This is a genomic window from Pseudarthrobacter sp. MDT1-22 (genome assembly GCF_054511035.1).
On record NZ_JBTNDK010000023.1, the window covers coordinates 1 to 20,806 of the forward strand.

Here is a 20,806-nt window from a genome sequence, read left to right on the forward strand (position 1 = left end):
ATCGAACTTTCCCTGCAAAGCCGTCTCAACCTCTGCACCAATGGCCATAGCACCACCATAGAGCCAAAACGACGAAACGCTGGCTTATTTACTGACGCGTCCTTAGCGCTACCTAGTGTAGCGTGTCGTTGATTACTTTGGGTCTGATTGTTTGTCAGACTTGATTCATGGTTTATCTGGCAAGGGCATTGGAATTGCGCGACGGGGACCGAGGGGACCTGGAGGCCCTGACGCGTGGGAAAGCGTCCACCGCGACAGTGGCCTTGCGGGCGCGCACGGTCTTGTTGGCTGCCGACGGGATGCCGAATATCCAGATCGAGAAGATCACCGGGTTTTCGGCACCCACGGTTTTGAAGTGGCGCAACCGCTACGCCGAGGGCGGGATCGAGGCCCTGTCCGATGCCCAGCGCCCGGGCCGGGAGCGGGAGATAGACGAACTCGCCCTGATCGCTGACACCCTGACCAATGACGGGAACCCGCCGGCGGAGCTGGGAATCTCGCACTGGTCGGCTCGGATCATGGCCGAACGCCACGGAATCTCCTTTTCCTCCGTCGCCCGGATCTGGCGCCGTTGGAAAATCCAGCCCCACCGGATCGAGACGTTCAAGTTCTCCACCGACCCCGCTCTGGAGTCCAAGCTCCGGGACGTAGTGGGCCTGTATATGTCCCCGCCGGAAAACGCGGTGGTGGTGAGTATCGATGAGAAGACCCAAATCCAGGCACTGTCCCGCACCGGCCCGGACCAGCCATTGTCCCCGACGCACCCGCTGCAGCAGACCCACGACTACAAGCGCAACGGCACCACCACTTTGTTCGCCGCCCTGGAGGTCCTTACCGGCAAACTCAGCGCGAACGCCTTCTACCCAAAGCACACCAACATCGAGTTCGTCGATTTCCTGGGCCGGGTCGCCGATGCCCACCCCGGGGTTGAACTGCATGTCATCTGCGACAACTATGCGACCCATAAGCACCAAAACGTGAAGGACTGGCTGGCCGAAAACCCGCGCGTGAGCCTGCATTTCACCCCGACCAGCTGTTCCTGGCTGAACATGGTGGAAATCTTCTTCGGGATCATCACCCGCCAGTGCCTCAAACGCGGCGCATTCAGCTCCATCAAAGAGCTCGAACAAACCATGGAACGGTACATCGAGAACTACAACCAGGACGCCAAACCATTCACCTGGACCAAATCAGCGGACTATCTCCTGGGCAAGATGAAACGCAAACAAACCATTAACACGGAACACTAGTTGGGGGAGGGCAGGGTGCTTACAGGGCGCCGCCGGCTGTCTCCGGGGCGGAGGAGTCGCGGCCCCCGTTGCCCACGGTTTCGCGGGCGATGAAGTTCTCGATGTCGAACAGGTTGTCCGCGCGCTCGGCGATGTTAAAGAGGGTGGTCATGGCGGCGACCTCCTCCACCTGCTCCTTGAGGAACCAGAGCATAAACTGCTCGCCCAGGGCGTCGTCCTCGGAACGGGCGGCGCGGAACAGGGCCTCGATCGCGGACGTCACTTCCTTCTCCTGCTCCAGCGCCAGGGCCAGCGGCTCGGTCACGGAGGAGAAGTCGTTGCGCACGGTGGGGACGCCCGGGATGGTGAATTCAATGTCGCGGTCCAGCATGTACTGCACCATCATCATGGCATGGTTCCGCTCTTCCACCGACTGCCGGTAGAAGTAGCGGGCCAGCTGCGGGAGGTCCTGGTTGGCGAACCAGGTGGCCACGGCAATGTACTGCTGCGAGGCCGCGAATTCGTTGCCGATCTGGGTGGACAGGAGCGCATTAAAGGGTGTGGAGGTCATAGGCCGAGTCTAGGAGCGCCGTACGCCGCTGACCAGTGTGGAAAGGCTCAGATAACGAAGGCGAGGCTAGCCTGCAGCGCTGGATCAGGCAGTCACGCGGTCGATCGAAACCACGGCCAGGAAGCCGCGGCCCAGGATTTCGGGGGTCCCGGTATCGGAACCGACGACGGCGTCATACCGGTTGAGTGCCTCGGGCTCCCCGGGTACGGGGGCAGCTTCGTCGGCGTCGGCTTCCGGGGCGGCAGCGGCTTCCACTGCGTCCACGGCTTCCGCGCTGACGCTGAGGCTGCCCGCACTGACAGCGGCCTGGCCCTGCAGCAGCACCGCGAGCTGGCCCTCAAAAACCGGGTGCGCGCGCTTTTTGGAGAGCTCGATGATGGACGTGAAGCCCTTAAACGAGCCCGTCCGCGTGATGACATTCAGGTCGCGGATGTCCCCGGTGGGCAGGGCGCCGTGCGCAGCAGCTTCGCCGGAGAACCTGAACGGCCGGTACTTTTCCAGCGGGTGCTCGGCGCCGTCCACGGTGAGAAGGAGCAGCTCGCCGTCGATCACGGTCAGCACGCGTTCCATGCCCGGGAACGCCGAGAAATCCCCGGCCTTGCTGACGTCGGCGATGCTGACCCGCCAGTCCCAGGCGCCGTCCTGCGCCGAGGCGGCTTTCGGGTGGCTGGCAAGCTCACGGGTCACCCCGCCGCCGTTACGCCACGGTTCGGACCTGAGTTCTGCGAAGCGGATGATCTCCATCGGACCAGCCTAGTTTGTTTGGGCGTCCCCGCCACGCGTGGCATGCTGGGCAAATGCGCCAGGGGATCACCGACGGACAGAGCCGCCTGCTGACATCCTGGCTCGGGGAATTCAGCGTGGTGCAGGACTACTCGTGGCCCCTGCAGGACACGAACGTCCTCCACGTTGTAACGCCGTCGGGCGAAGGATTCATCGTCAAGGCGAGCACCACAAGCCACCATATCCGCCGCGAGATCGCCGCCCATGCCGGCGGGTTCGACGGGCTCCACGGCCGGGTCCCGGCGTTACGCCATGCCTCGGCGGCGTCGGGCATCCTGGTGACGGAGTTCCTGCCGGGGGTCCTGGTCGAGGGGACGCCGGCCGAGGATGATCCGGAAACGTACCGCCAGGCGGGGGCGCTGCTGGCGAGGATTCACCGGCCCGCCGGGGTCTCGTCCACGTACGCATCAGCCCTCACGGCCAAGACCCGTGCGTGGATGGACCGTGCCCACGGGCTGCTGCCGGAATCGCAACTCGACAGCTTTGAACAGGCGCTCGGTGCACTGCGCCCGGGCGTGGCGCAGCTGGTCGCAACGCACGGCGATTACCAGCCGAGGAACTGGCTGCAGGACAACGGGCAGATCAAGGTCATCGACTTTGGCCGAGCCGAACCGCGTCCGTGGGTGCACGATCTGGTGCGGCTCAGTCACCAGCGGTTCGTCCACCGGCCCGAACTGGCGGACGCGTTCCATGCCGGCCTGGGCAAGGCGGTGGGACCGGCGGAGGCTGACCTGTGGCGGCTGGAGAACCTGAACCAGGCCATCGGTACGGTGGTGTGGGCCAACCAGGTGGGCGACACCGCGTTTGAACAGACGGGCCGCACCATGGTGGAGCGCGTGCTGTCCGGCGCCTGAAATGGAACCGACCCACATCGGCGCAGGGGGCACTTCCCTGCTACTCTCCTCCCGGGGGACGTCACGAAGACAGCCTGAAGGAGCCGGAAATGTTCGTCAAAGTCTGTGGTCTCAGTACGCCCGAATCAGTCCGTGCCGCCGTGGAGGCCGGGGCGGACGCCGTCGGGTTTGTCCTGACGGCCAGCCCGCGGGTGGTCTCGCCGTCGCAGGTTTCCACTCTTCTGGCCGATGTGCCGGAAGGCATGGTTGCCGTCGGCGTTTTCCGGCATGAACCTGTCGCCGATGCCCTTGCCATCGCCCGTTCCGCCGGACTCGAGTGGGTCCAACTCCACGCAGACCTCACCCCGGAAGACGTCACCACAGTGCACGACGCCGGCATGAAGCTGATCAGGGCGGTCACCATGGCAGCCACTGCGGACGCGTTCGCCGACTGGGGCGAGGAACTCCTGTTGATTGACGCCGCCGTGCCCGGGTCCGGACAGGCCTGGGACTACGCCTCCATGGTGGACGTGACGGCGCTCCAGGACCGCAAGTGGCTGCTGGCCGGCGGGCTGGATCCGGACACCGTGGCGAACGCCACTGCAGCCTCAGGCGCGTGGGGCGTGGACGTCTCCTCCGGCGTCGAGGTTTCCCGTGGCGTGAAGGACCTGGACAAGATCCGGGCCTTCGTGAAGGCCGCCAAGGGCTGAGGCCCGGTCCAAGCTTCAGGTCCCAAGTTCAGGGGCCAATCAGGGCAGACCCCTACGTTTTTGTCAGACCCCGCGGGGCACAATGGACAGATGAAGACTCTGCTCAACATCATCTGGCTGGTATTCGGCGGACTCTGGCTCGCTCTGGGCTACTTCCTGGCCGGCATCATCTGCTGCCTGCTCATCGTCACCATCCCGTGGGGCATCGCGTCATTCCGCATTGCGGCGTACACGCTCTGGCCGTTCGGGCGCATGGTGGTGGACAAGCCGGGCGGGACGGGCGTGTTCCCTCTCCTGGGGAATGTCATCTGGCTGGTGGTGGCGGGCATCTGGATCGCGATCGGCCACGTGGTCACGGCCATTGCCATGGCGGTCACCATCATCGGCATCCCGCTGGCCATCGCCAACCTCAAACTCATACCGGTCAGCCTGATGCCGCTGGGCAAGCAGATTGTGCCCACCAACAGCCCGTTCGTTACCGCGTACCGTTAGCCGGCGGCATTCCCCGGGGCTTCGCTAAACCCGGGGACCAGTCCCTGGGCTTCGAGCTCCTCTGACCGGAGCGCCCGCAGCACGCAGAATTCGTTGCCGTCCGGGTCGGCCATGACCACCCAGGTCACCTCCGGCCCCTGCCCGACGGAAATGCGCGACGCGCCAAGGGCTTCGAGCCGCTGCACCTCCTCGGCCTGGTCATCCGGACGCAGGTCCAGGTGCAGCCTGTTCTTGAGCTCCTTCCGCTCGGGCACCTTTAGGAACAGCAGGTCCGGGCTGACGCCGTCGGCCGGGCTGCCTGCGGGCGGTTCCAGTACGATTTCGTCGTCCACCTCGTAGGTGCGGCGCCACCCCAGGGCCTTCTCCCAGAAATCGGCGGGCACTCTGGGATCGGTTGAATCGATGCTGACGGCTTGGATGCGCAGGTTCATCCGAGCAGTCTTGCACCGGCCGCCGTGTCCGTAAAGGCTGATGGCGGTTGCGCGGAAGAGTCAGGCCAGCTCGCCCTGCAGGTTCCGGCGGGCGGCATCGAGCCACAGTTCCCGTGCGCGGTCGCCGTGGAAAAGGGGGTCCAGTTCCAGCAGATGACGGACGACGACGGCGCGGCCGGCCGCGAAGTCGGCGTCGCCGATGTGCGCGTAGTCTTCCCGGACGGCGGCCACATACCGGGCGTACGGCTCAGGTTCGCCGCCAAGGACTGACAGGTCCGCGTCGCAGAGGAGGGCGCCGTCGTCGTCCCCTGGCTCGGGGCGGTGGTCCGATGTCAGCCGCACCAGCCGAGCCACCTCGTCAACATCGGCGGCCGGGAGCCCCGCGTCCGTGAGGCGCTCCTCTGCGAGCCGGGCCGATTCCTCCTCGTCCTGGCCGGCGACCCCGCAGTACACGGCATCGTGGAACCAGGCTGCGAGCAGCACTGTCCGCGGCGGATCGGCGGGATCGGCGAGCAGGTCCAAAGCCTCCAGAACTGCCAGCAGGTGCGTGCAGCCGTGATACCGGCGGTGGTCCTCGCTCCAGCGGTCCAGCAGGTCAAGGAAGAGGGCGTCGTGGCCGGGCATGATGGCTTCCCAGCGGTTCAGCAGCGGGACCTTGAGTGACTTGTTGCGCCGCCGGGCCGGGATGCGCAGCCCGCTGGCGATGAGCTTGCGGACCAGGATCCGGGCTTCCACGGCGATGGCGCCCGCGGCGACGAGGTCGTCGAACCGGCGCTCGGCAACGTCGTAGTGGTCGCCGTCGAACGCCCGGTCCGGGATGCCGGCCGCGGCGGCGAAGGCGTGCAGTTCCGCCAGCGACGTGTCCGAGATGAGGTGCGAAAAGTGCGTGCCGTGGGCGGGCCACAGCGGCGGATCAAGGTAAATCGCCATGGGGGAAGTCTAGTGCGGCGGCTCTCCGCGGGGCCGGTCAGGAGCCGGCCGGCAGGATGTTCTGGTTTCCCTGGAAGACGTTCCGCGGATCGAAGTCATGCTTGACCCTGGCCAGCCGCGCGTAATTCCCGTTTCCGAACGCGGCGCGGATGCGCTCCTGGCCCTCGTTGCCGATGAAATTGAGCCACACCCCGCCTGTGGCATAGGGCGCAATCTTGCCGCGGAAGTCCTTCACCCAGGCCTTGGCCAGCTGGCCTTCCTCGGGTGTTGGCGAGATGCCGTAGGGATGGCTCACCCAGGCCGCGTTCCGGTTGATCAGGGGCGTGGCCGCGCCAGCGTTCCCGCCGACGGCGCCGCCCCACCGGGCGATGAGCTGCTGGGACGTGGCATCGGGAAGGTTCCGGGCGGATTCCACGAACAAGTCCAGGGCCGCGTCGGGAAGTTCGTTGTGGTAGTCCGCGCTCCAGTAGTTGTAGTGGTCCGGCGGATCGTCCAGGGAGGACTGGAAATCGGCGTACGGGGTGTCGGCCACGAGGTCCACTGCAGGCCCGAGCTCGCGGAACGGCCGCGCGTGCTCGGAGCCTTCCTCGGGCTCACCCGCGTAGAGGTAGGCAATGAGAGTGGCCATCTTTCCCACGAGGTGCTCGGGTACAAACGGCTCCGGTGGTGCCGTGAAATAGAGGAGCGCCAGGCCAACACCGTCAGGGGCTGCCAAGGCCAGGTCCCGGAACGCCCGGGAAACGTCGGTGGCCGCCTCCCCGGGCCACAGCCACATCCCGGCGTGGACCACGGGGCCGAGCCTGTGCGCCTGGAACGTGAAGGACGTGGCCACGCCGAAATTGCCGCCGCCGCCGTGGAGGGCCCAGAAGAGTTCCGGGTTTTCCCGGGCGCTCGCGGTGACGCGCTCGCCGTCGGCCGTCACCAGGTCCACCGAGACGAGACTGTCGCACGCGAACCCGAAGGACCGCTCCAGCCACCCGGATCCGCCGCCCAGGGTGAAGCCGGCGACGCCGGTGGTGGAGGCACGCCCGCCGGTGACCGCCAGGGCATGCTCCTGGGTGGCGCGGTCGAACTCGCCCCAGGTGACGCCTGCCCCGGCGGTGACGATGCCGGATTCGGGGTCCACGTCGATCGACTTCATGGGCCGGACATCGATTACCAGGCCGTCGTTGTTCATGGACATTCCGGCCACTGAGTGGCCGCCGGCACGGACAGCGATGGCGAGGGAATTTTCCCGTCCATAGCGGAGGGCTTCGGCCACGTCCGCGTCATTCGAACACTGGGCAATCACCGCCGGACGCCGGTCAATCATGGCGTTGAAGACCTTCCGGGCCGGGTCATAGTCGGGGCTGTCAGGCCTGATCCACTTCATCACAAACGCTCCTCAGCGACTGCGGCCCCTCCCCTCCACATAGCGTAGGACTTGGGCCCGTGACGTTCCATAGGCGGCCCAAGTGAACCCTCGAGCGGGAACGAAAACAGCGTGAACGTCATCTTCGGATACGCGGAGAAAACTCATAAGAAAACACGCAAATGCGGACTAGAATCATGAAATGCCCACTATTCGCGTATCCGAAGCAGCACGGTTCCTCGGCGTCAGTGACGACACGGTCCGGCGCTGGACAGAGAACGGCAGCCTCACCCCCGTGAAGGACGACGCCGGCCGGCTGGCAGTCGACGGCCTGGAACTGGCAAGGCACGCCCAGAAGCTCGCGCAGCTTCCCGAGGACCCGCACCGTTCAGGAAGTTCGGCGCGCAACAGGTTCGTCGGCCTGGTCACGGGGATCACTGCGGACAAAGTCATGGCCCAGGTGGAACTCCAGTGCGGGCCGTTCCGGGTGGTGTCGCTGATGAGCAGCGAAGCCGTCCGCGATCTGGGCCTGGAACTGGGCTCCGTGGCCACCGCGGTGGTCAAAGCAACCACAGTCATAATCGAAACCCCGCACGGAAAGAGCATCATTTGAGCACCCGCAAACGCGCCAGAGCCGCCATCATCACGGCTGCCCTCATGCTGGGCCTCGCCGCGTGCGCACCGGCTACGACGCCCACGGCCACACAGCCCGCCGCGTCGCATTCCCCGGACGCCGCCGGCCAGGTGTCCGGGACGATCACGGTCTTCGCAGCCGCGTCGCTCAAGGCCACGTTCACCCAGCTGGCCAGCGACTTCGAGGCGAAGAACCCCGGCACCAAGATCGTGTTGAGCTTCGCCGGCTCCTCGGACCTGGTCACCCAGATCACCCAGGGCGCACCGGCCGATGTTTTTGCCTCCGCCGACACCAAGAACATGACCAAGCTTGCCGACGCCAAGCTCCTGGACGGCACCGCGAAGAACTTCGCCACCAACGTCCTGGAGATCGCCGTCCCGCCGTCCAATCCGGCGTCGATCGCGTCCTTCGCCGACCTGGCCAAACCAGGCGTCAAGGTGGTTGTCTGTGCCAGCCAGGTTCCGTGCGGGGCCGCCGCGGACACTGTGGAAAAGGCCGCAGGCGTGACCCTTTCGCCGGTCAGCGAGGAGTCATCGGTGACGGACGTCCTGGGCAAGGTCACCTCGGGCGAGGCCGACGCCGGGCTGGTCTACGTCACCGACGTCAAAGGCGCCGGTGACAAGGTCGAGGGAATCCCGTTCGACGAATCCGGCAAAGCGGTCAACACCTATCCCATCGCCACAGTAGGCTCGAGCCGGAACAAGGAACTGGCGGCAGCCTTCATCGCCATGGTGACCGGCGCCGACGGGCAGAAAACCCTCAACGCGGCCGGCTTCGGCGCCCCGTAAGTAAGCCGCACCCAAGGAGAGCATGAGACAGGCCAGGAACGGCGGGTATGGCGGCGTCCCACGCTGGATTTACGTCCTGGCGGCTGCGGGTGGCCTGTTCGTGGTGCTGCCGCTCGCGGCCATGGTGGCGAAGGTCAACTGGGCCCAGTTCATCCCGCTGATCACGTCGGAAGCGTCGCTGCAGGCCCTTGGGTTGAGCCTGCGCACGTCCGCGGCCAGCACCGTCCTGTGTATCGTGCTGGGTGTGCCGCTGGCCCTGGTCCTGGCCCGCGGCAGCTTCCCCGGCCAGCGCTTCCTCCGCTCACTGGTCCTGCTCCCGCTGGTTCTTCCGCCCGTGGTGGGCGGCATCGCACTCCTGTACACGTTCGGGCGGCAGGGGCTGCTGGGCCGGACGCTGGAAGTGGCTGGCCTGCAGATCGCCTTTTCAACGACGGCGGTCATCCTGGCCCAGACGTTTGTGGCCCTTCCGTTCCTGGTGGTCAGCCTCGAGGGTGCACTGCGGACCGCCGGGAACCGGTACGAAGCGGTGGCCGCGACGCTCGGCGCCGGGCCCACCACGGTGCTCGGCCGTGTCACTCTCCCGCTCGTGCTGCCGGGGCTGGCCTCCGGCGCAGTGCTGTCCTTCGCCCGCAGCCTGGGCGAATTCGGCGCCACCCTCACGTTCGCGGGCAGCCTGCAGGGGGTGACCCGGACCCTGCCGCTGGAAATCTACCTGCAGCGGGAAACGGACGCCGATGCCGCCGTCGCGCTTTCCCTGGTCCTCGTGGCGGTGGCGGTTGCCGTGGTGGCGCTCGCGTACCGCAGTCCCCGCGCCGCCGAACGGGCCCCAGCACTAAGCGGGGAACGCACGACGCCGGCGCCCGGCCAGGGCGGTGCGGTCCGGTGACGTTCTCGGTTCAGGCCGCCGTGGCCAGCCGCGAGTTCGACGTCTCCCTCGCGCTGGGCCCGGCCGAAACGGTGGCCGTTATGGGAGCCAATGGCGCGGGCAAATCCACCCTGCTGAACGTCATCGCGGGCCTGCTGCACCCGGACTCGGGCACGGCCGAACTGGACGGCAAGACGCTGTTCGACCTCACCGCCGGACGCGGCGAATGGACGGCTCCGCACCGGCGCGGCACGGCGCTCCTGGCCCAGGAACCGCTGCTGTTCCCGCACCTGAGCGTGCTGGAGAACGTGGCCTTCGGACCCCGGAGTGCGGGGGCCTCGAAGCAGGCCGCGCGGGAGTCCGCCCTGCGGTGGCTCACGGAAGTGGAGGCGACGGAGCTGCAGTCCCGCCGACCGGCCGAGCTCTCCGGCGGCCAGGCGCAGCGCGTTGCGGTGGCGCGGGCGCTCGCCGCCGACCCCGGGCTCCTCCTCCTGGACGAACCGATGGCCGCTCTGGATATCCATGCGGCGCCGCTGCTCCGGCGCCTGCTCAAGCGCGTGCTGGCCGGCCGCCGCGCCGTCATCATCACCCACGACGTCCTGGATGCCCTGATGCTGGCCGACCGGGTGGTCATCCTCGAAAACGGGCGGATCAGCGAGGAAGGCCCCACCCGCGACATCCTCCAGCGCCCGCGCAGCCGGTTCGCGGCCGGACTCGCCGGGCTCAACTTTGTGGCCGGCCACCTGACCGAACACGGTCTGCGGGCCGGTGCCCTCAACCTCTATGGCCACCGCGACGCAGCCGCCCCGCTCCCTACCGGGCAGCCGGGCGTGGCTGTCTTTCCGCCGTCGGCCGTTTCCGTTTTCCTCACCGAAGCGCATGGCAGCCCGCGGAACTCCTTCGCCGTGACCATTACCGACCTGGAGCCGCACGGGGACGGGATCCGGGTCCGCGCCGGGGAGGGCGGGCAGCTGAGTGCGGACATCACGCCGGCTGCCTCTGTTGATCTCGGGCTGGCGCCGGGCATGCAGGTGTACTTCGTGATCAAGGCCGGCGCCGTCGCCATCTACCCCGGCTGAAGAGGCGGAATACGCGGGTAGGCTGGTCAGCGTCGCAAGCTGGGTCATCACGGCCAAGCACTGCAACTCAACATCGCTGAAGTCCGTCCGCCTGGGCACCACGTACCTGGAAACCGGCGGAACGGTGAAAACGGTGGCCGCCCGCTATCCGTCCTGCGCTGGCGATGTCCTGCTCCTGATCTGACTGGCCTAACAGACCACCGGGCGGGTGGCTCATTGGGGGAGCCGCCTGCCCTACATCCCCGGGATATCGAGGGTTTCGTGGATCTCGATAGTGGCGCCTGCGCCGGACATGAAGTGTGGGTGGCCGTCCATCAGGGCAACGGCGGCGTCCAGATCCTCGGCCTGGATGATGCTGTAGCCGCCCACTGTGGCTGCCGTATCAGCGACGGACGAGCCGTCCATGACTTTGGTGGCGCCCAGCGGTGTGCCGAGGTCAACAATGCCGTCGCCGGCCTTGGCCGCCCAGTCCATCCACATTTTCATGCCGGCTCGGCCGCTTCGGGGCTCGCTTCGGCCAGGGCTTTGCGGGCCGTGGCGGAGGGGTGCCGGGATCGGATTCTTCCATGGGCAGCGCTCGGCTATGGACAGGCAGTTCGCCGTCGGCAAACATGGGGCATGGAGGGCATTTCCTCAAAGTTGAGCGTTGTAGACTCAACTTAGCAATCATGCACATCCCGGAAGGAGCTCTCTTTGGACGTCAAATTCACCACCAAGAGCCAGGAGGCTCTTTCGGCAGCAGCCATGAACGCCTCCACGGCAGGGAACCCCCAGGTGGAACCCGCCCACCTGCTCAAGGCCTTGATGGATCAGCGGGAGGGCGTCGCCGTCGCGCTTCTTCGCGCCACGGGCGCCGACCCGGATGCCGTCAGCGTGCAGGCGAGTGGCGCCATCAAGGCACTGCCGGCCACGTCGGGCGGCTCCACGCAGCAGGCCCAGCTGTCCCGGCCCGCGCTGCAGGCCATCCGGAACGCCAAAAACGAGGCCGACAGACTCGGCGATACCTATGTCTCCACCGAGGTGCTGCTGCTGGGGCTCTCTGCCGGGAGTGACGCCGTCGGGCGGTTAATGCGCGACGCCGGTGCCTCCCATGAAGCGCTGCTCGCCGCCCTGCCGGGTGTCCGCGGCGACCGCAAGGTCACCACACCGGACCCCGAAAACACGTTCCAGTCGCTGGAGAAGTTCGGCACGGACCTCACGGCGATGGCCCGTGCAGGCAAACTGGACCCGGTGATCGGCCGCGACACCGAGATCCGGCGCATCATCCAGGTACTGAGCCGCCGCACCAAAAACAACCCCGTGATAATCGGCGAACCGGGCGTGGGCAAGACTGCCGTCGTCGAAGGTCTCGCGCAGCGCATTGTGGCGGGCGATGTCCCGGAAAGCCTGCGGGGCAAGACGCTGATCGCCTTGGACCTCGCCTCCATGGTGGCCGGGGCGAAATACCGCGGCGAGTTCGAAGAGCGGCTCAAGGCAGTCCTGGAGGAGATCAAAAACTCCGAAGGCCAGATCGTCACGTTCATCGACGAGATCCACCAGGTGGTGGGGGCCGGCGCCTCCGGCGAGTCCTCCATGGATGCAGGCAACATGCTCAAGCCCATGCTTGCCCGCGGCGAACTGCGGCTGATCGGTGCCACTACGCTTGATGAGTACCGCGAGAACATCGAGAAGGACGCCGCCTTGGAGCGCCGCTTCCAACAGGTCTATGTAGGTGAACCCAGTGTTGAGGACACTATTGGCATCCTCCGTGGCCTGAAGGAACGCTACGAAGCCCACCACAAGGTCACTATCGCAGACTCCGCCCTCGTGGCTGCCGCCACGTTGTCCAACCGCTACATCTCGGGCCGGCAGCTGCCGGACAAGGCCATCGACCTGGTGGACGAGGCAGCTTCCCGGCTGCGCATGGAGATCGATTCAGCACCGGAGGAGATCGACCAGCTGCGCCGTGCCGTGGACCGGCTGACCATGGAGGAACTGGCCCTCGCGAACGAGAAGGATGCCGCCTCGGTGGAGCGCCTGGCCGCCCTCCGCGCGGACAAGGCCGACAAGAGCGAGGAGCTGGACGCGCTGAATGCGCGCTGGGCCGCAGAAAGGGCTGGACTCAACCGGGTGGGCGACCTGAAGGCCAAGCTGGATGAGCTCCGCTCCACGGCGGACAAGGCGCAGCGTGAAGGCGACCTGGAGACTGCGTCGCGGATCCTCTATGGCGAGATTCCGGCAGTGGAGCGGGAGCTGAACGCGGCCGCCGCAGCCGAAGAGGCGGTGACGGACAAGACTGCCCAGATGGTGGCTGACGAGGTCACGGCGGACGACATTGCCGAGGTCATTTCGGCGTGGACCGGCATTCCGGCCGGGCGAATGCTGCAGGGCGAAAGCCAGAAGCTGCTCCATATGGAGCAGGAGCTCGGCAAGCGCCTGATCGGCCAGTCCAAGGCGGTGGCCGCGGTGTCCGACGCTGTCCGCCGTGCCCGGGCCGGCATCAGCGATCCCAACCGGCCCACGGGTTCGTTCCTGTTCCTGGGGCCCACGGGCGTAGGCAAGACGGAGCTGGCCAAGGCGCTCGCGGATTTCCTGTTCGACGACGAACGCGCCATGGTGCGGCTGGACATGTCCGAGTACGGCGAGAAGCACTCGGTGGCGCGGCTGGTGGGCGCCCCTCCGGGATACGTCGGCTACGAGGAGGGCGGCCAGCTGACGGAGGCCGTCCGCCGTCGGCCGTACTCCGTGATCCTGCTGGACGAGGTGGAGAAGGCCCATCCGGAGGTCTTTGACATCCTCCTGCAGGTGCTCGACGACGGCCGCCTCACCGATGGCCAAGGCAGGACCGTGGACTTCCGCAACGCCATCCTGGTGCTGACGTCCAACCTGGGCAGTCAGTTCCTGGTGGACCAGTCGTTGGACGCGCAGGCCAAGCGGGCCGCGGTCATGGCCACCGTCAACGCGTCCTTCAAGCCGGAGTTCCTGAACCGGCTGGACGAGATTGTGCTGTTCGAGGCCCTGACCGTTGACGAGCTGGCGGAGATTGTGGAACTGCAGGTGGCCGAGCTCGGCAGGAGGCTGCGTGATCGCCGGCTCTCCCTGGACGTGTCCGACGGCGCCCGCGCCTGGCTGGCCATGTCCGGCTTCGATTCCGCGTACGGTGCCCGGCCGCTCCGCCGGCTGGTGCAGCGCGAGATCGGTGACCGTCTGGCCAGGGCCATCCTGTCCGGCGACATCGCGGACGGTGACACGGTGCTCGTGGACACCGCGGCCGACGTCGACGAACTCACCATCGAAGGACTGGAGGCTCTGGCAGCGCCCGACGGCGGTGCTCCGGCCGGCACGGGCCTGGTGGTGCGGCGGAAGGAATAGCGGTCCTGCAAGGCTCGGGCGAACCCTATTTCGGGGCAGCAGATTCCCGTATTTCATAGCTGAGGTTTTGGTGGTCCGCATCCATTTCGTTGACTTGGATGCGGTATCCGTCAGGGTCATTGACGGTGATGAAACGGCCGAACGTTTCGTCCATGATGTCCGACGGGGCATATCCGGCAGCTCTTAGTCGCTCTGCGGTGAGCTCCAGCTTTTCGTCCGTGGAGAAGTGCAGCGCTACTGCTCCGGCATCTGAGTGTGTGGTTCCCGCTTGGGCAATGTGGAGCCGAAGTTGCCCGCCGTTGCCGTGCAGGTCCGCCCAGGTTCCGCTTGTTGCTGCAGCGTTCTCGTTCAACCCAAGGGTGGAATCAAACTTGTTGGCGAGCTCGATGTTCCGCACGAAGCGGATCGGAGTAACTCTCATTTGGTTGAACCTTCCTTGTTGAGGGCCTGGGTCAGCGTTTCTTCGACGAACGACGACAGTGATAGTCCGCGTTCGATTGCTGCGTGTTTGACCTGCTTGACTAGGTCTGTTGGCAGGTAGATGTTGGACTGTGTCTTGTCGGCCACACCCGCCCCTGAAGGTCCTGAGCCAACGCGATGGTCAGCATGTTCGGCGCCGCCTTGGACATCTTGTAGGCATAACCTGTTGACAGGTCTGCGAACGTACCGCTGGCCTGGCCGACAGGGAGCCCAGGCGCGAGGTCACGTTGACGATGATCGGGTCGGGCGCCGCCAGCAGGCTTGGCAACAGAAACTGCGCCAGTCATCGCGCTCAATTTCCTCCAAGCCGCTACGAAGCGGGAACGAGCCTGAAGGCATAGCGTCCGTCTGGGCCGCTGCCGGGATTCATGGTGAAGTCTGCACCGTCGGTGTCCAGCTTCACTTGCGCCGCGAACACCCCGCCGTCGCACGCGACACGGACTGGTTCCAGAACGGCGGCGCCTGCCCAGCTCGCCAATGACAACTCGACGTCGGCGGGTCCTTCGCACAGGAAGTGCAGTTTGTATTTGCCGGGCTGCGCCGTTGCGCCTTGGGACGAGGAGCCAGCCGCACCCTCAGCCGGGCCACCGTGCTCACAGCCCGTCAGCGATACCACAAGTGCGGCCGAAACGAACAGGACCCGTGTGCGCTGAGTCTGCGTCCCCCAAAGAGCTGACATGCCCCGAGTCTAAACCCCCAGCCCAAAGGTCAAACCAGCGAACCGCCGAATGCAATGAAGCCGTAGGCTCTGTATCCGTTCGCGTGTAATGCGGTCTGTTAGGGCAGTGCGCTGGCGTTGATGACGTTCCCGCCGTCGGCTGTGACGTAGCAGTCCACGCGCCGGTCGCCTGATTCCCAACTGGTGCTGCTGGGGTAGGCCCGCTGGAAGTTCAGCGTGTACTCGTTCGCTGCCGGTCCCAGCTTGGCCGCCTGGCAGGCCTCCAGGGCCTTGGCGGCAAGGGCCTCCCGGCCCGGATAGGAGCCGACGGCGGGGTAGCGGAAAACGGCCACAAGCTGGGCTGAGTGGCCTGTATCGCAGGCCACCACCGTTGACCGCAAAGCCTCGGGGTCAAAATCCTTGAAGCAGTCGCCCAGCCGGTAGTCCGGCGGCTCCACACCCTCACGGGGGAGCGGGAGTGGCGTGACCAGGGGAGTGGGTGAGATTTCCACGATCCCCGAGCCGCCGTCGTCGGACGTCTGGGGCGCCTCGGAATCCAGCCACACGGCGAGCCACACCAGGCCTCCCACCACGCCGAGCAGAACCACCACAAAGACGGCCTTCAGGAAAGTAGACGCGACCTGCCGGGGCTTCCGGACCGGGCCCTCCATGGCAGGCGCCGTGACCGCCACCTGCGGCAACCCTGCGGTGGGCGGAGCGCCGGGTTTGGGCGGGACGGGGCGCGATTCCTGGTTCTCCATCCGGATACCCCTCCTGGGTGTCGCCTCGTGATGCTGCACGCCCCATGCACCCGGATCGGCAGCTGATGAAGAGACTCTATCCAACAAAAAAGCCGGGAACCCCGCGCGTCGCCGCGGATAGGGTACCCGACATGGCGTCCGCGCGCACGGGCCGGGGCGCACCGGGCGCGGAAAGCATGTAATCTAGGTGTTACGACAAATTGACCAAACATTCCGGGGCCTCACCGATAGCCAAGGTGACCACCTCCGGTCCGAGTACAAAAGGGGGTCACGCCATGGGGCGCGGCCGTCAAAAGGCAAAAGCTACCAAGCAGGCTCGGGATATTAAGTACTATTCCCCGAACACTGACTATTCGGCCCTTCAGCGAGAGCTCAAAGGTCCTGAAGGTCGTGCCACGAGCCATTTCGCGAATGACCCGGTTGAACCGGATTATTCGGCTTATGTGGATAAGTACGCGGACGATTTGGAAGAAGACGACGACGAGGTACACACCCGTCGGATCGGCTAGTTGTTGTACGCCGGCCCCGCCGCAAGGCGCCCGGCCCCGCGACGCTGCAGTACGTTCGGACGCCGTTCGTTAGTACAGCGCTTCTTTTCAGCACCCCGGATCCCAGCGGACCCGCGGTGCTGGCCTCAGTTATCAGGCCCGTTGCCTGCGCCGGAACCCGGTGCCGGTGGCGGGCTTTTTGGTGTTGACTGGAGGCGTTGATGCGTGTGCCGCCCGCGAAAGGACCTCCCATGCCAGGAAACTCCTCATCCACGAGCTACCGCCACGGTGAACCGTGCTGGGCTGACGTCCAGACCCGGGACGTGGAGGCAGCCAAGGCCTTCTACGCAGCGGTGTTCGGGTGGACCTTCAAGGACCTGCCCACGCCCGATGGCCGCAGCTATGCCCAGGCGTTCGTGGGGGAGGACCTGGTGGCCGTGGTGGCGCCGCAGAACCCGCACCAGGAATCTCTCGGCACGCACGCCCAATGGAACATCTACTTCGCGGCCGAGGACGCCGGTGCGCTGGCCGAGGAAGTTCCCCAAGCCGGCGGCGCAGTGCAGATCGGCCCCGAGGAAGTGGCGGACACCGGCGTGATGGTGTTTGTGGATCCTCCCGGCGGCGGGACCACCGGCGTGTGGCAGCCCGGAACGCACACGGGCTCCGGCCGGTACAACGAGGCCGGTGCGCTGTCCTGGACGGAGCTGCTGACGCCCGAGCCGCGGGCCGCCGTCGGGTTCTTCCAGCAGCTGTTCGGCCACGAGGTGACCGAGTATCCCCAGGACGACGGCGGGACGTACAGCACGCTGATGGTGAACGGCGCGGAGGTGGCCGGGATCGTCGCGGCCGAGGCGCCTGCCAGGTGGCAGATCTACTTCGGCGTCACCGACGTGGCCGATGCCGTGCGGAAAGCCGTGGCGGCGGGCGCGGAAGTGCTGATCGCGCCGGAGCCGGATGACGACGATACTCCCGGCGCCACGGCCACCCTCAAGGATCCGCAGGGCGGTGTGTTCAGCCTGCTGGAGGTTTAGCGCCTGACGCTTAACGCATCGAGTGCTCCGCAACCGCCGTTTTCAAGGTTCAAAAGGGCGATTGCGGAGCACTCGATGAGGGTTTAGGCGTAGGCGTTGACCAAGCGGACGGCGCCGCCGTCCACACCCTTGGCGCCCTGGACGTAGTCCGGACCGGTCTTGAGGATGGAATCCGAGTCCGCGGTGACGGTGCCCATGATCCAGGACGGGACGCCGCGGTCGTTGAGGCGGGCCACGGCGGCGTCGGCGGCTTCGGCGGACACGATGGCCACCATGCCCACGCCGAGGTTCAGGGTGCGCTCGAGGTCGGCCAGCGGGACGTTGCCCAGCTCGGAGACCAGCTTGAAGATGGCCGGAAGCTCCCAGGTGGCGCGGTCCACGGTGGCCACGAGGCCCTGCGGCAGGACGCGGGCCAGGTTGGCGGCCAGGCCGCCGCCGGTGACGTGGCTGAAGCCGTGCACGGCGTTGGCGCTGTTCACCGGGAAGGCGCGGGCAAGGTCCAGGCAGTCTGCAGCGTAGACGCGGGTGGGTTCCAGCAGTTCCTCGCCCAGCGTGCGGCCGAGTTCGGAGACCTGGCGGTCCAGTGCCCAGCCGGCGTGGTTGATGACGCGGCGGACCAGGGAGTAGCCGTTGGAGTGCAGGCCGGAGGAGGCCATACCAATTACAACGTCGCCGGCGCGGACGCGGTCCGGGCCCAGCAGGTCGGAGGCCTCGACAACACCGGTGGCGGCACCGGCAACATCGTATTCGTGCTCGCCCAGCAGTCCGGGGTGCTCGGCGGTTTCGCCGCCCACCAGGGCGGTGCCGGCCACGGAGCAGGCCGCGGCGATGCCGCGGACGATGTCCGCGATACGCTCGGGGACAACCTTGCCGCAGGCGATGTAATCGGTCATAAAGAGCGGCTCGGCGCCTACTACGACGATGTCGTCAACCACCATGCCCACCAGGTCAAAGCCAATGGTGTCGTGGATGTCCATGGCCTGGGCAATGGCAACCTTGGTGCCCACGCCATCGGTGGACGTGGCCAGCAGCGGGCGCTTGAAGGTCAGCAGGCGCGAGACGTCGTACAGGCCGGCGAAGCCGCCCACTCCGCCGATGACGGAGGAATTGTGGGTGGCCTTCACGGCACCCTTCATCAGCTCCACGGCGCGGTCGCCGGCTTCAACGTCAACACCGGCGGAGGCGTACGTGATGCCTGCGGGGATCAGTGGGCTGTTACCGGCGGCGGGGGTTGCGGAAGTCATACGGACTCTTTCTTTTCAGCGCCGGGGATGGTGGCTTCGTGGCGGATCGCAGGCACGTGGTCTTCTTCGGTGAGCAGGTTCTCGAACTCGGCGTCCGGTCCCGGATCGCAGCCGGTGGCGCCGGCCTTCTCCGCCGGGTCCTCCTCGGCGTCGATCGCAAGGGCCGCCGTTGCGCCGGGGAGGGCAGAGGGCGACGGGGTGAGGCCGCCGAGGTCGGTACGCTCCAGCAGGTTCTTGCCCAGTTTGTCCGCGCCCGGGAGCTCGATGGGGTACGTGCCGGTGAAGCAGGCCGTGCAGAGGCGCTCGCGCGGCTGCCTGGTGGCGTTGATCATGCCGTCTTCGGAAATGTACGCCAGGGAATCGGCGCCGATGGCCTGGGAGATTTCCTCGATGGTGGCGCCGTTGGCAATCAGTTCCGCGCGGGAAGCGAAGTCGATCCCGTAGAAGCACGGCCATTTGACCGGCGGGGAGGAGATCTTGATGTGGACGGACGCGGCGCCGGCCTCGCGGAGCATCCGGACAATGGCGCGCTGGGTGTTGCCGCGGACGATCGAGTCATCCACCACCACGACGCGCTTGCCGCGGATCACGGACTCGAGGGCGTTCAGCTTGAGCCGGATGCCCAGCTGGCGCAGGGTCTGCGAGGGCTGGATGAACGTGCGGCCCACGTAGGAGTTCTTGACGAAGCCATGCGCGAACGGGATGCCGGATTCCTCGGCGTAGCCCACGGCCGCGGGGGTGCCGGACTCCGGGACCGGGATGACGATGTCCGCGTCCTGGGTGTTTTCGCGGGCCAGCTGGCGGCCCATCTCCACACGGGACTCGTACACGGAGCGTCCCGCGATGGCGGCATCCGGACGGGCGAGGTAAACGTATTCGAAAACGCAGCCGGCCGGCGTCGCCTCCGCGAAGCGCTTGGAACGCACGCCGTCCTCGTCGATGGCGATGAATTCACCCGGCTCGATTTCGCGGATGAAGCTGGCGCCCACGGTGGCCAGGGCGGACTGCTCGGAGGCAACCACCCAGCCGCGCTCCAGCCGGCCCAGGACCAGTGGGCGGATGCCGTAGGTATCGCGTGCCGCGTAGAGGGTGCCTTCGTCCATAAACACGAAACAGAAACCGCCCTTGATCTTCGGCAGCAGCTCCATGGCGGTCTGTTCGAGGGTCTTGCCCTCCTCGCCTTCAAGCAGTGCCGTGACCAGGGCGGTGTCCGACGTGTTGCCCTGCTTCATTTCGCCGCTGAGCTGGCCGCCGTTGCGTTCCATGATCATGGCGTTGAGCTCGGCCGTGTTGGTCAGGTTGCCGTTGTGCGCCAGGGCAACCGTGCCGGTGCTGGTGGCGCCGAGGGTGGGCTGGGCGTTGGCCCAGTGGCTGGCTCCGGTGGTGGAGTAGCGGCAGTGTCCCACCGCCAGGTGCCCGGTGAGGGTGTTCAGCGTGGTCTCGTCGAAGACCTGGGATACGAGGCCCATGTCCTTGTAGACGTTGATCCGCTTGCCGTCACTGGTAGCTATACCAGCCGACTCCTGACCGCGGTGCTGCAATGCATACAGCCCGTAATAGGTTAGTTTTGCTACTTCTTCACCTGGCGCCCAGACCCCGAAAACGCCACAAGCGTCCTGAGGTCCCTTTTCGCCAGGGAGAAGATCATGAGAAAGTTTTCCATCGCCGCGTGCCACTGGTCGATTATCTCACGAGATGCGGTACGACTTTTCCGCCGCCGGCATTGTGACTGTGCCCGGAGGCCGGACGACGGTGTTGGAACCTAGGGCTGCGCGCCGTCGTCGGGCTCTGAATCCGGGACGGCTTCCACGATGGCGCGTTTCTGGCGCTTGACGCTCCGCCGGTCCAGCAGCAGGGCCACCACGGCGCCCAGCACCGCGCCGCCGGCGCCGAACATCACCAGGAAGAAACCGAACACCGAGCCGCGCTCGAAGGATTCGTCACCGGGGAGACCGTATGCGACGGCGGCAGCCACCGCTGCGCCCACCAGGGCGCCGAGGATGAGGAACGGCACATATTTCGGTGCCCGGCGGACGGTGACCTCGCGGCGTTCAGCGGGGGTTTCTTCAAAAGCCATGCCCTCTAGCCTACTCATCA

The 20,806-nt window shown here is 66.4% G+C and carries 24 protein-coding genes; 11 read left to right on the plus strand and 13 right to left on the minus strand.

Features of this window, described 5'->3' with window-relative positions; genetic code table 11:
* Positions 1–167: 167 nt before the first annotated feature.
* On the plus strand, positions 168–1,250 hold the full coding sequence (locus ACX80M_RS16245) for an IS630 family transposase (RefSeq protein WP_252609431.1): 1,083 nt from the start codon (positions 168–170) through the stop codon (positions 1,248–1,250).
* A 19-nt stretch (positions 1,251–1,269) separates the two neighbouring features.
* On the opposite strand, the gene ACX80M_RS16250 is transcribed toward ACX80M_RS16245, so the two are convergent.
* Entirely contained in the window at positions 1,270–1,800 is a 531-nt protein-coding gene (locus ACX80M_RS16250) for a ferritin (protein ID WP_252599062.1), read from the minus strand.
* An 84-nt stretch (positions 1,801–1,884) separates the two neighbouring features.
* On the minus strand, positions 1,885–2,544 hold the full coding sequence (locus tag ACX80M_RS16255; protein WP_252599061.1) for a HutD/Ves family protein: 660 nt from the start codon (positions 2,542–2,544) through the stop codon (positions 1,885–1,887).
* 53 nt (positions 2,545–2,597) lie between these two features.
* Here ACX80M_RS16255 and ACX80M_RS16260 point away from each other — a divergent pair, with 53 nt between their 5' ends.
* The 3 genes from ACX80M_RS16260 (at position 2,598) to ACX80M_RS16270 (ending at position 4,618) form a co-directional block, all read left to right on the plus strand.
* Positions 2,598–3,437 (plus strand): aminoglycoside phosphotransferase family protein, encoded by an 840-nt coding sequence (locus ACX80M_RS16260; RefSeq protein ID WP_459309975.1) that lies wholly within the window; start codon positions 2,598–2,600, stop codon positions 3,435–3,437.
* Positions 3,438–3,526: 89 nt separating this feature from the next.
* Positions 3,527–4,126 (plus strand): phosphoribosylanthranilate isomerase, encoded by a 600-nt coding sequence (locus tag ACX80M_RS16265; RefSeq protein ID WP_459309976.1) that lies wholly within the window; start codon positions 3,527–3,529, stop codon positions 4,124–4,126.
* A 90-nt stretch (positions 4,127–4,216) separates the two neighbouring features.
* Positions 4,217–4,618, plus strand: a complete 402-nt coding sequence (locus tag ACX80M_RS16270) for a YccF domain-containing protein (protein ID WP_459309977.1) — start codon at positions 4,217–4,219, stop codon at positions 4,616–4,618.
* Here the strand turns inward: ACX80M_RS16270 and ACX80M_RS16275 are convergent.
* From ACX80M_RS16275 to ACX80M_RS16285, 3 genes are read right to left on the minus strand one after another with little or no spacing between them, the layout of a single operon-like run.
* Complete coding sequence (locus ACX80M_RS16275) at positions 4,615–5,049, minus strand: VOC family protein (protein ID WP_252599007.1); 435 nt, start codon at positions 5,047–5,049, stop codon at positions 4,615–4,617. The genes ACX80M_RS16270 and ACX80M_RS16275 overlap by 4 nt on opposite strands.
* A gap of 60 nt (positions 5,050–5,109) precedes the next feature.
* Positions 5,110–5,979 carry a DUF4031 domain-containing protein gene (locus ACX80M_RS16280; RefSeq protein ID WP_459309978.1) on the minus strand — a complete coding sequence of 290 codons (870 nt, stop codon included), beginning with the start codon at positions 5,977–5,979 and terminating at the stop codon, positions 5,110–5,112.
* A 37-nt stretch (positions 5,980–6,016) separates the two neighbouring features.
* Positions 6,017–7,351 carry an FAD-binding oxidoreductase gene (locus ACX80M_RS16285; protein WP_252599003.1) on the minus strand — a complete coding sequence of 445 codons (1,335 nt, stop codon included), beginning with the start codon at positions 7,349–7,351 and terminating at the stop codon, positions 6,017–6,019.
* Positions 7,352–7,532: 181 nt separating this feature from the next.
* On the opposite strand from ACX80M_RS16285, the gene ACX80M_RS16290 reads away from it, so the two are divergent.
* From ACX80M_RS16290 to ACX80M_RS16305, 4 genes are read left to right on the plus strand one after another with little or no spacing between them, the layout of a single operon-like run.
* Positions 7,533–7,943, plus strand: a complete 411-nt coding sequence (locus ACX80M_RS16290; RefSeq protein ID WP_056341185.1) for a TOBE domain-containing protein — start codon at positions 7,533–7,535, stop codon at positions 7,941–7,943.
* A 44-nt stretch (positions 7,944–7,987) separates the two neighbouring features.
* On the plus strand, positions 7,988–8,752 hold the full coding sequence (gene modA, locus ACX80M_RS16295; RefSeq protein ID WP_374209995.1) for a molybdate ABC transporter substrate-binding protein: 765 nt from the start codon (positions 7,988–7,990) through the stop codon (positions 8,750–8,752).
* A gap of 22 nt (positions 8,753–8,774) precedes the next feature.
* A complete protein-coding gene (locus ACX80M_RS16300) occupies positions 8,775–9,638 on the plus strand; it encodes an ABC transporter permease (protein ID WP_459309979.1) in 864 nt (287 codons plus the stop codon).
* Positions 9,635–10,696, plus strand: a complete 1,062-nt coding sequence (locus ACX80M_RS16305; RefSeq protein ID WP_252598998.1) for a sulfate/molybdate ABC transporter ATP-binding protein — start codon at positions 9,635–9,637, stop codon at positions 10,694–10,696. Before ACX80M_RS16300 ends, ACX80M_RS16305 begins: the two co-directional genes overlap by 4 nt.
* 234 nt (positions 10,697–10,930) lie before the next feature.
* Here ACX80M_RS16305 and ACX80M_RS16310 read toward each other — a convergent pair whose 3' ends face one another.
* Positions 10,931–11,182 carry a YciI family protein gene (locus ACX80M_RS16310; RefSeq protein WP_252598997.1) on the minus strand — a complete coding sequence of 84 codons (252 nt, stop codon included), beginning with the start codon at positions 11,180–11,182 and terminating at the stop codon, positions 10,931–10,933.
* Positions 11,183–11,389: 207 nt separating this feature from the next.
* On the opposite strand from ACX80M_RS16310, the gene clpB reads away from it, so the two are divergent.
* Positions 11,390–14,047 carry an ATP-dependent chaperone ClpB gene (gene clpB, locus ACX80M_RS16315; RefSeq protein ID WP_459309980.1) on the plus strand — a complete coding sequence of 886 codons (2,658 nt, stop codon included), beginning with the start codon at positions 11,390–11,392 and terminating at the stop codon, positions 14,045–14,047.
* A gap of 25 nt (positions 14,048–14,072) precedes the next feature.
* On the opposite strand, the gene ACX80M_RS16320 is transcribed toward clpB, so the two are convergent.
* From ACX80M_RS16320 to ACX80M_RS16335, 4 genes are all read right to left on the minus strand, one after another.
* The gene (locus ACX80M_RS16320) at positions 14,073–14,468 is read right to left on the minus strand and encodes a VOC family protein (protein ID WP_459309981.1); all 396 of its coding nucleotides are present in this window, start codon (positions 14,466–14,468) and stop codon (positions 14,073–14,075) included.
* Entirely contained in the window at positions 14,465–14,614 is a 150-nt protein-coding gene (locus ACX80M_RS16325; protein WP_252598992.1) for a ribbon-helix-helix domain-containing protein, read from the minus strand. Before ACX80M_RS16325 ends, ACX80M_RS16320 begins: the two co-directional genes overlap by 4 nt.
* Before the next feature lie 223 nt (positions 14,615–14,837).
* Positions 14,838–15,206: a hypothetical protein gene (locus ACX80M_RS16330; RefSeq protein WP_252598990.1), complete on the minus strand. Its 369-nt coding sequence runs from the start codon at positions 15,204–15,206 to the stop codon at positions 14,838–14,840.
* 98 nt (positions 15,207–15,304) lie between these two features.
* Positions 15,305–15,946, minus strand: coding sequence for a septum formation family protein (locus ACX80M_RS16335; RefSeq protein WP_252598988.1), 642 nt, complete (start codon positions 15,944–15,946; stop codon positions 15,305–15,307).
* 275 nt (positions 15,947–16,221) lie between these two features.
* Between ACX80M_RS16335 and ACX80M_RS16340 the strand changes: the two genes are divergently transcribed.
* Both ACX80M_RS16340 and ACX80M_RS16345 read left to right on the plus strand, forming a co-directional pair.
* Positions 16,222–16,455, plus strand: coding sequence for a DUF3073 domain-containing protein (locus ACX80M_RS16340; RefSeq protein WP_056341155.1), 234 nt, complete (start codon positions 16,222–16,224; stop codon positions 16,453–16,455).
* A gap of 230 nt (positions 16,456–16,685) precedes the next feature.
* A complete protein-coding gene (locus tag ACX80M_RS16345; protein ID WP_252598986.1) occupies positions 16,686–17,465 on the plus strand; it encodes a VOC family protein in 780 nt (259 codons plus the stop codon).
* An 83-nt stretch (positions 17,466–17,548) separates the two neighbouring features.
* On the opposite strand, the gene purM is transcribed toward ACX80M_RS16345, so the two are convergent.
* From purM to ACX80M_RS16360, 3 genes are all read right to left on the minus strand, one after another.
* Complete coding sequence (purM, locus tag ACX80M_RS16350; RefSeq protein ID WP_459309982.1) at positions 17,549–18,709, minus strand: phosphoribosylformylglycinamidine cyclo-ligase; 1,161 nt, start codon at positions 18,707–18,709, stop codon at positions 17,549–17,551.
* A complete protein-coding gene (gene purF, locus ACX80M_RS16355; protein WP_252598982.1) occupies positions 18,706–20,385 on the minus strand; it encodes an amidophosphoribosyltransferase in 1,680 nt (559 codons plus the stop codon). Before purF ends, purM begins: the two co-directional genes overlap by 4 nt.
* Positions 20,386–20,471: 86 nt before the next feature.
* Positions 20,472–20,786 carry a hypothetical protein gene (locus ACX80M_RS16360; RefSeq protein WP_058930964.1) on the minus strand — a complete coding sequence of 105 codons (315 nt, stop codon included), beginning with the start codon at positions 20,784–20,786 and terminating at the stop codon, positions 20,472–20,474.
* Positions 20,787–20,806 lie beyond the last annotated feature (20 nt).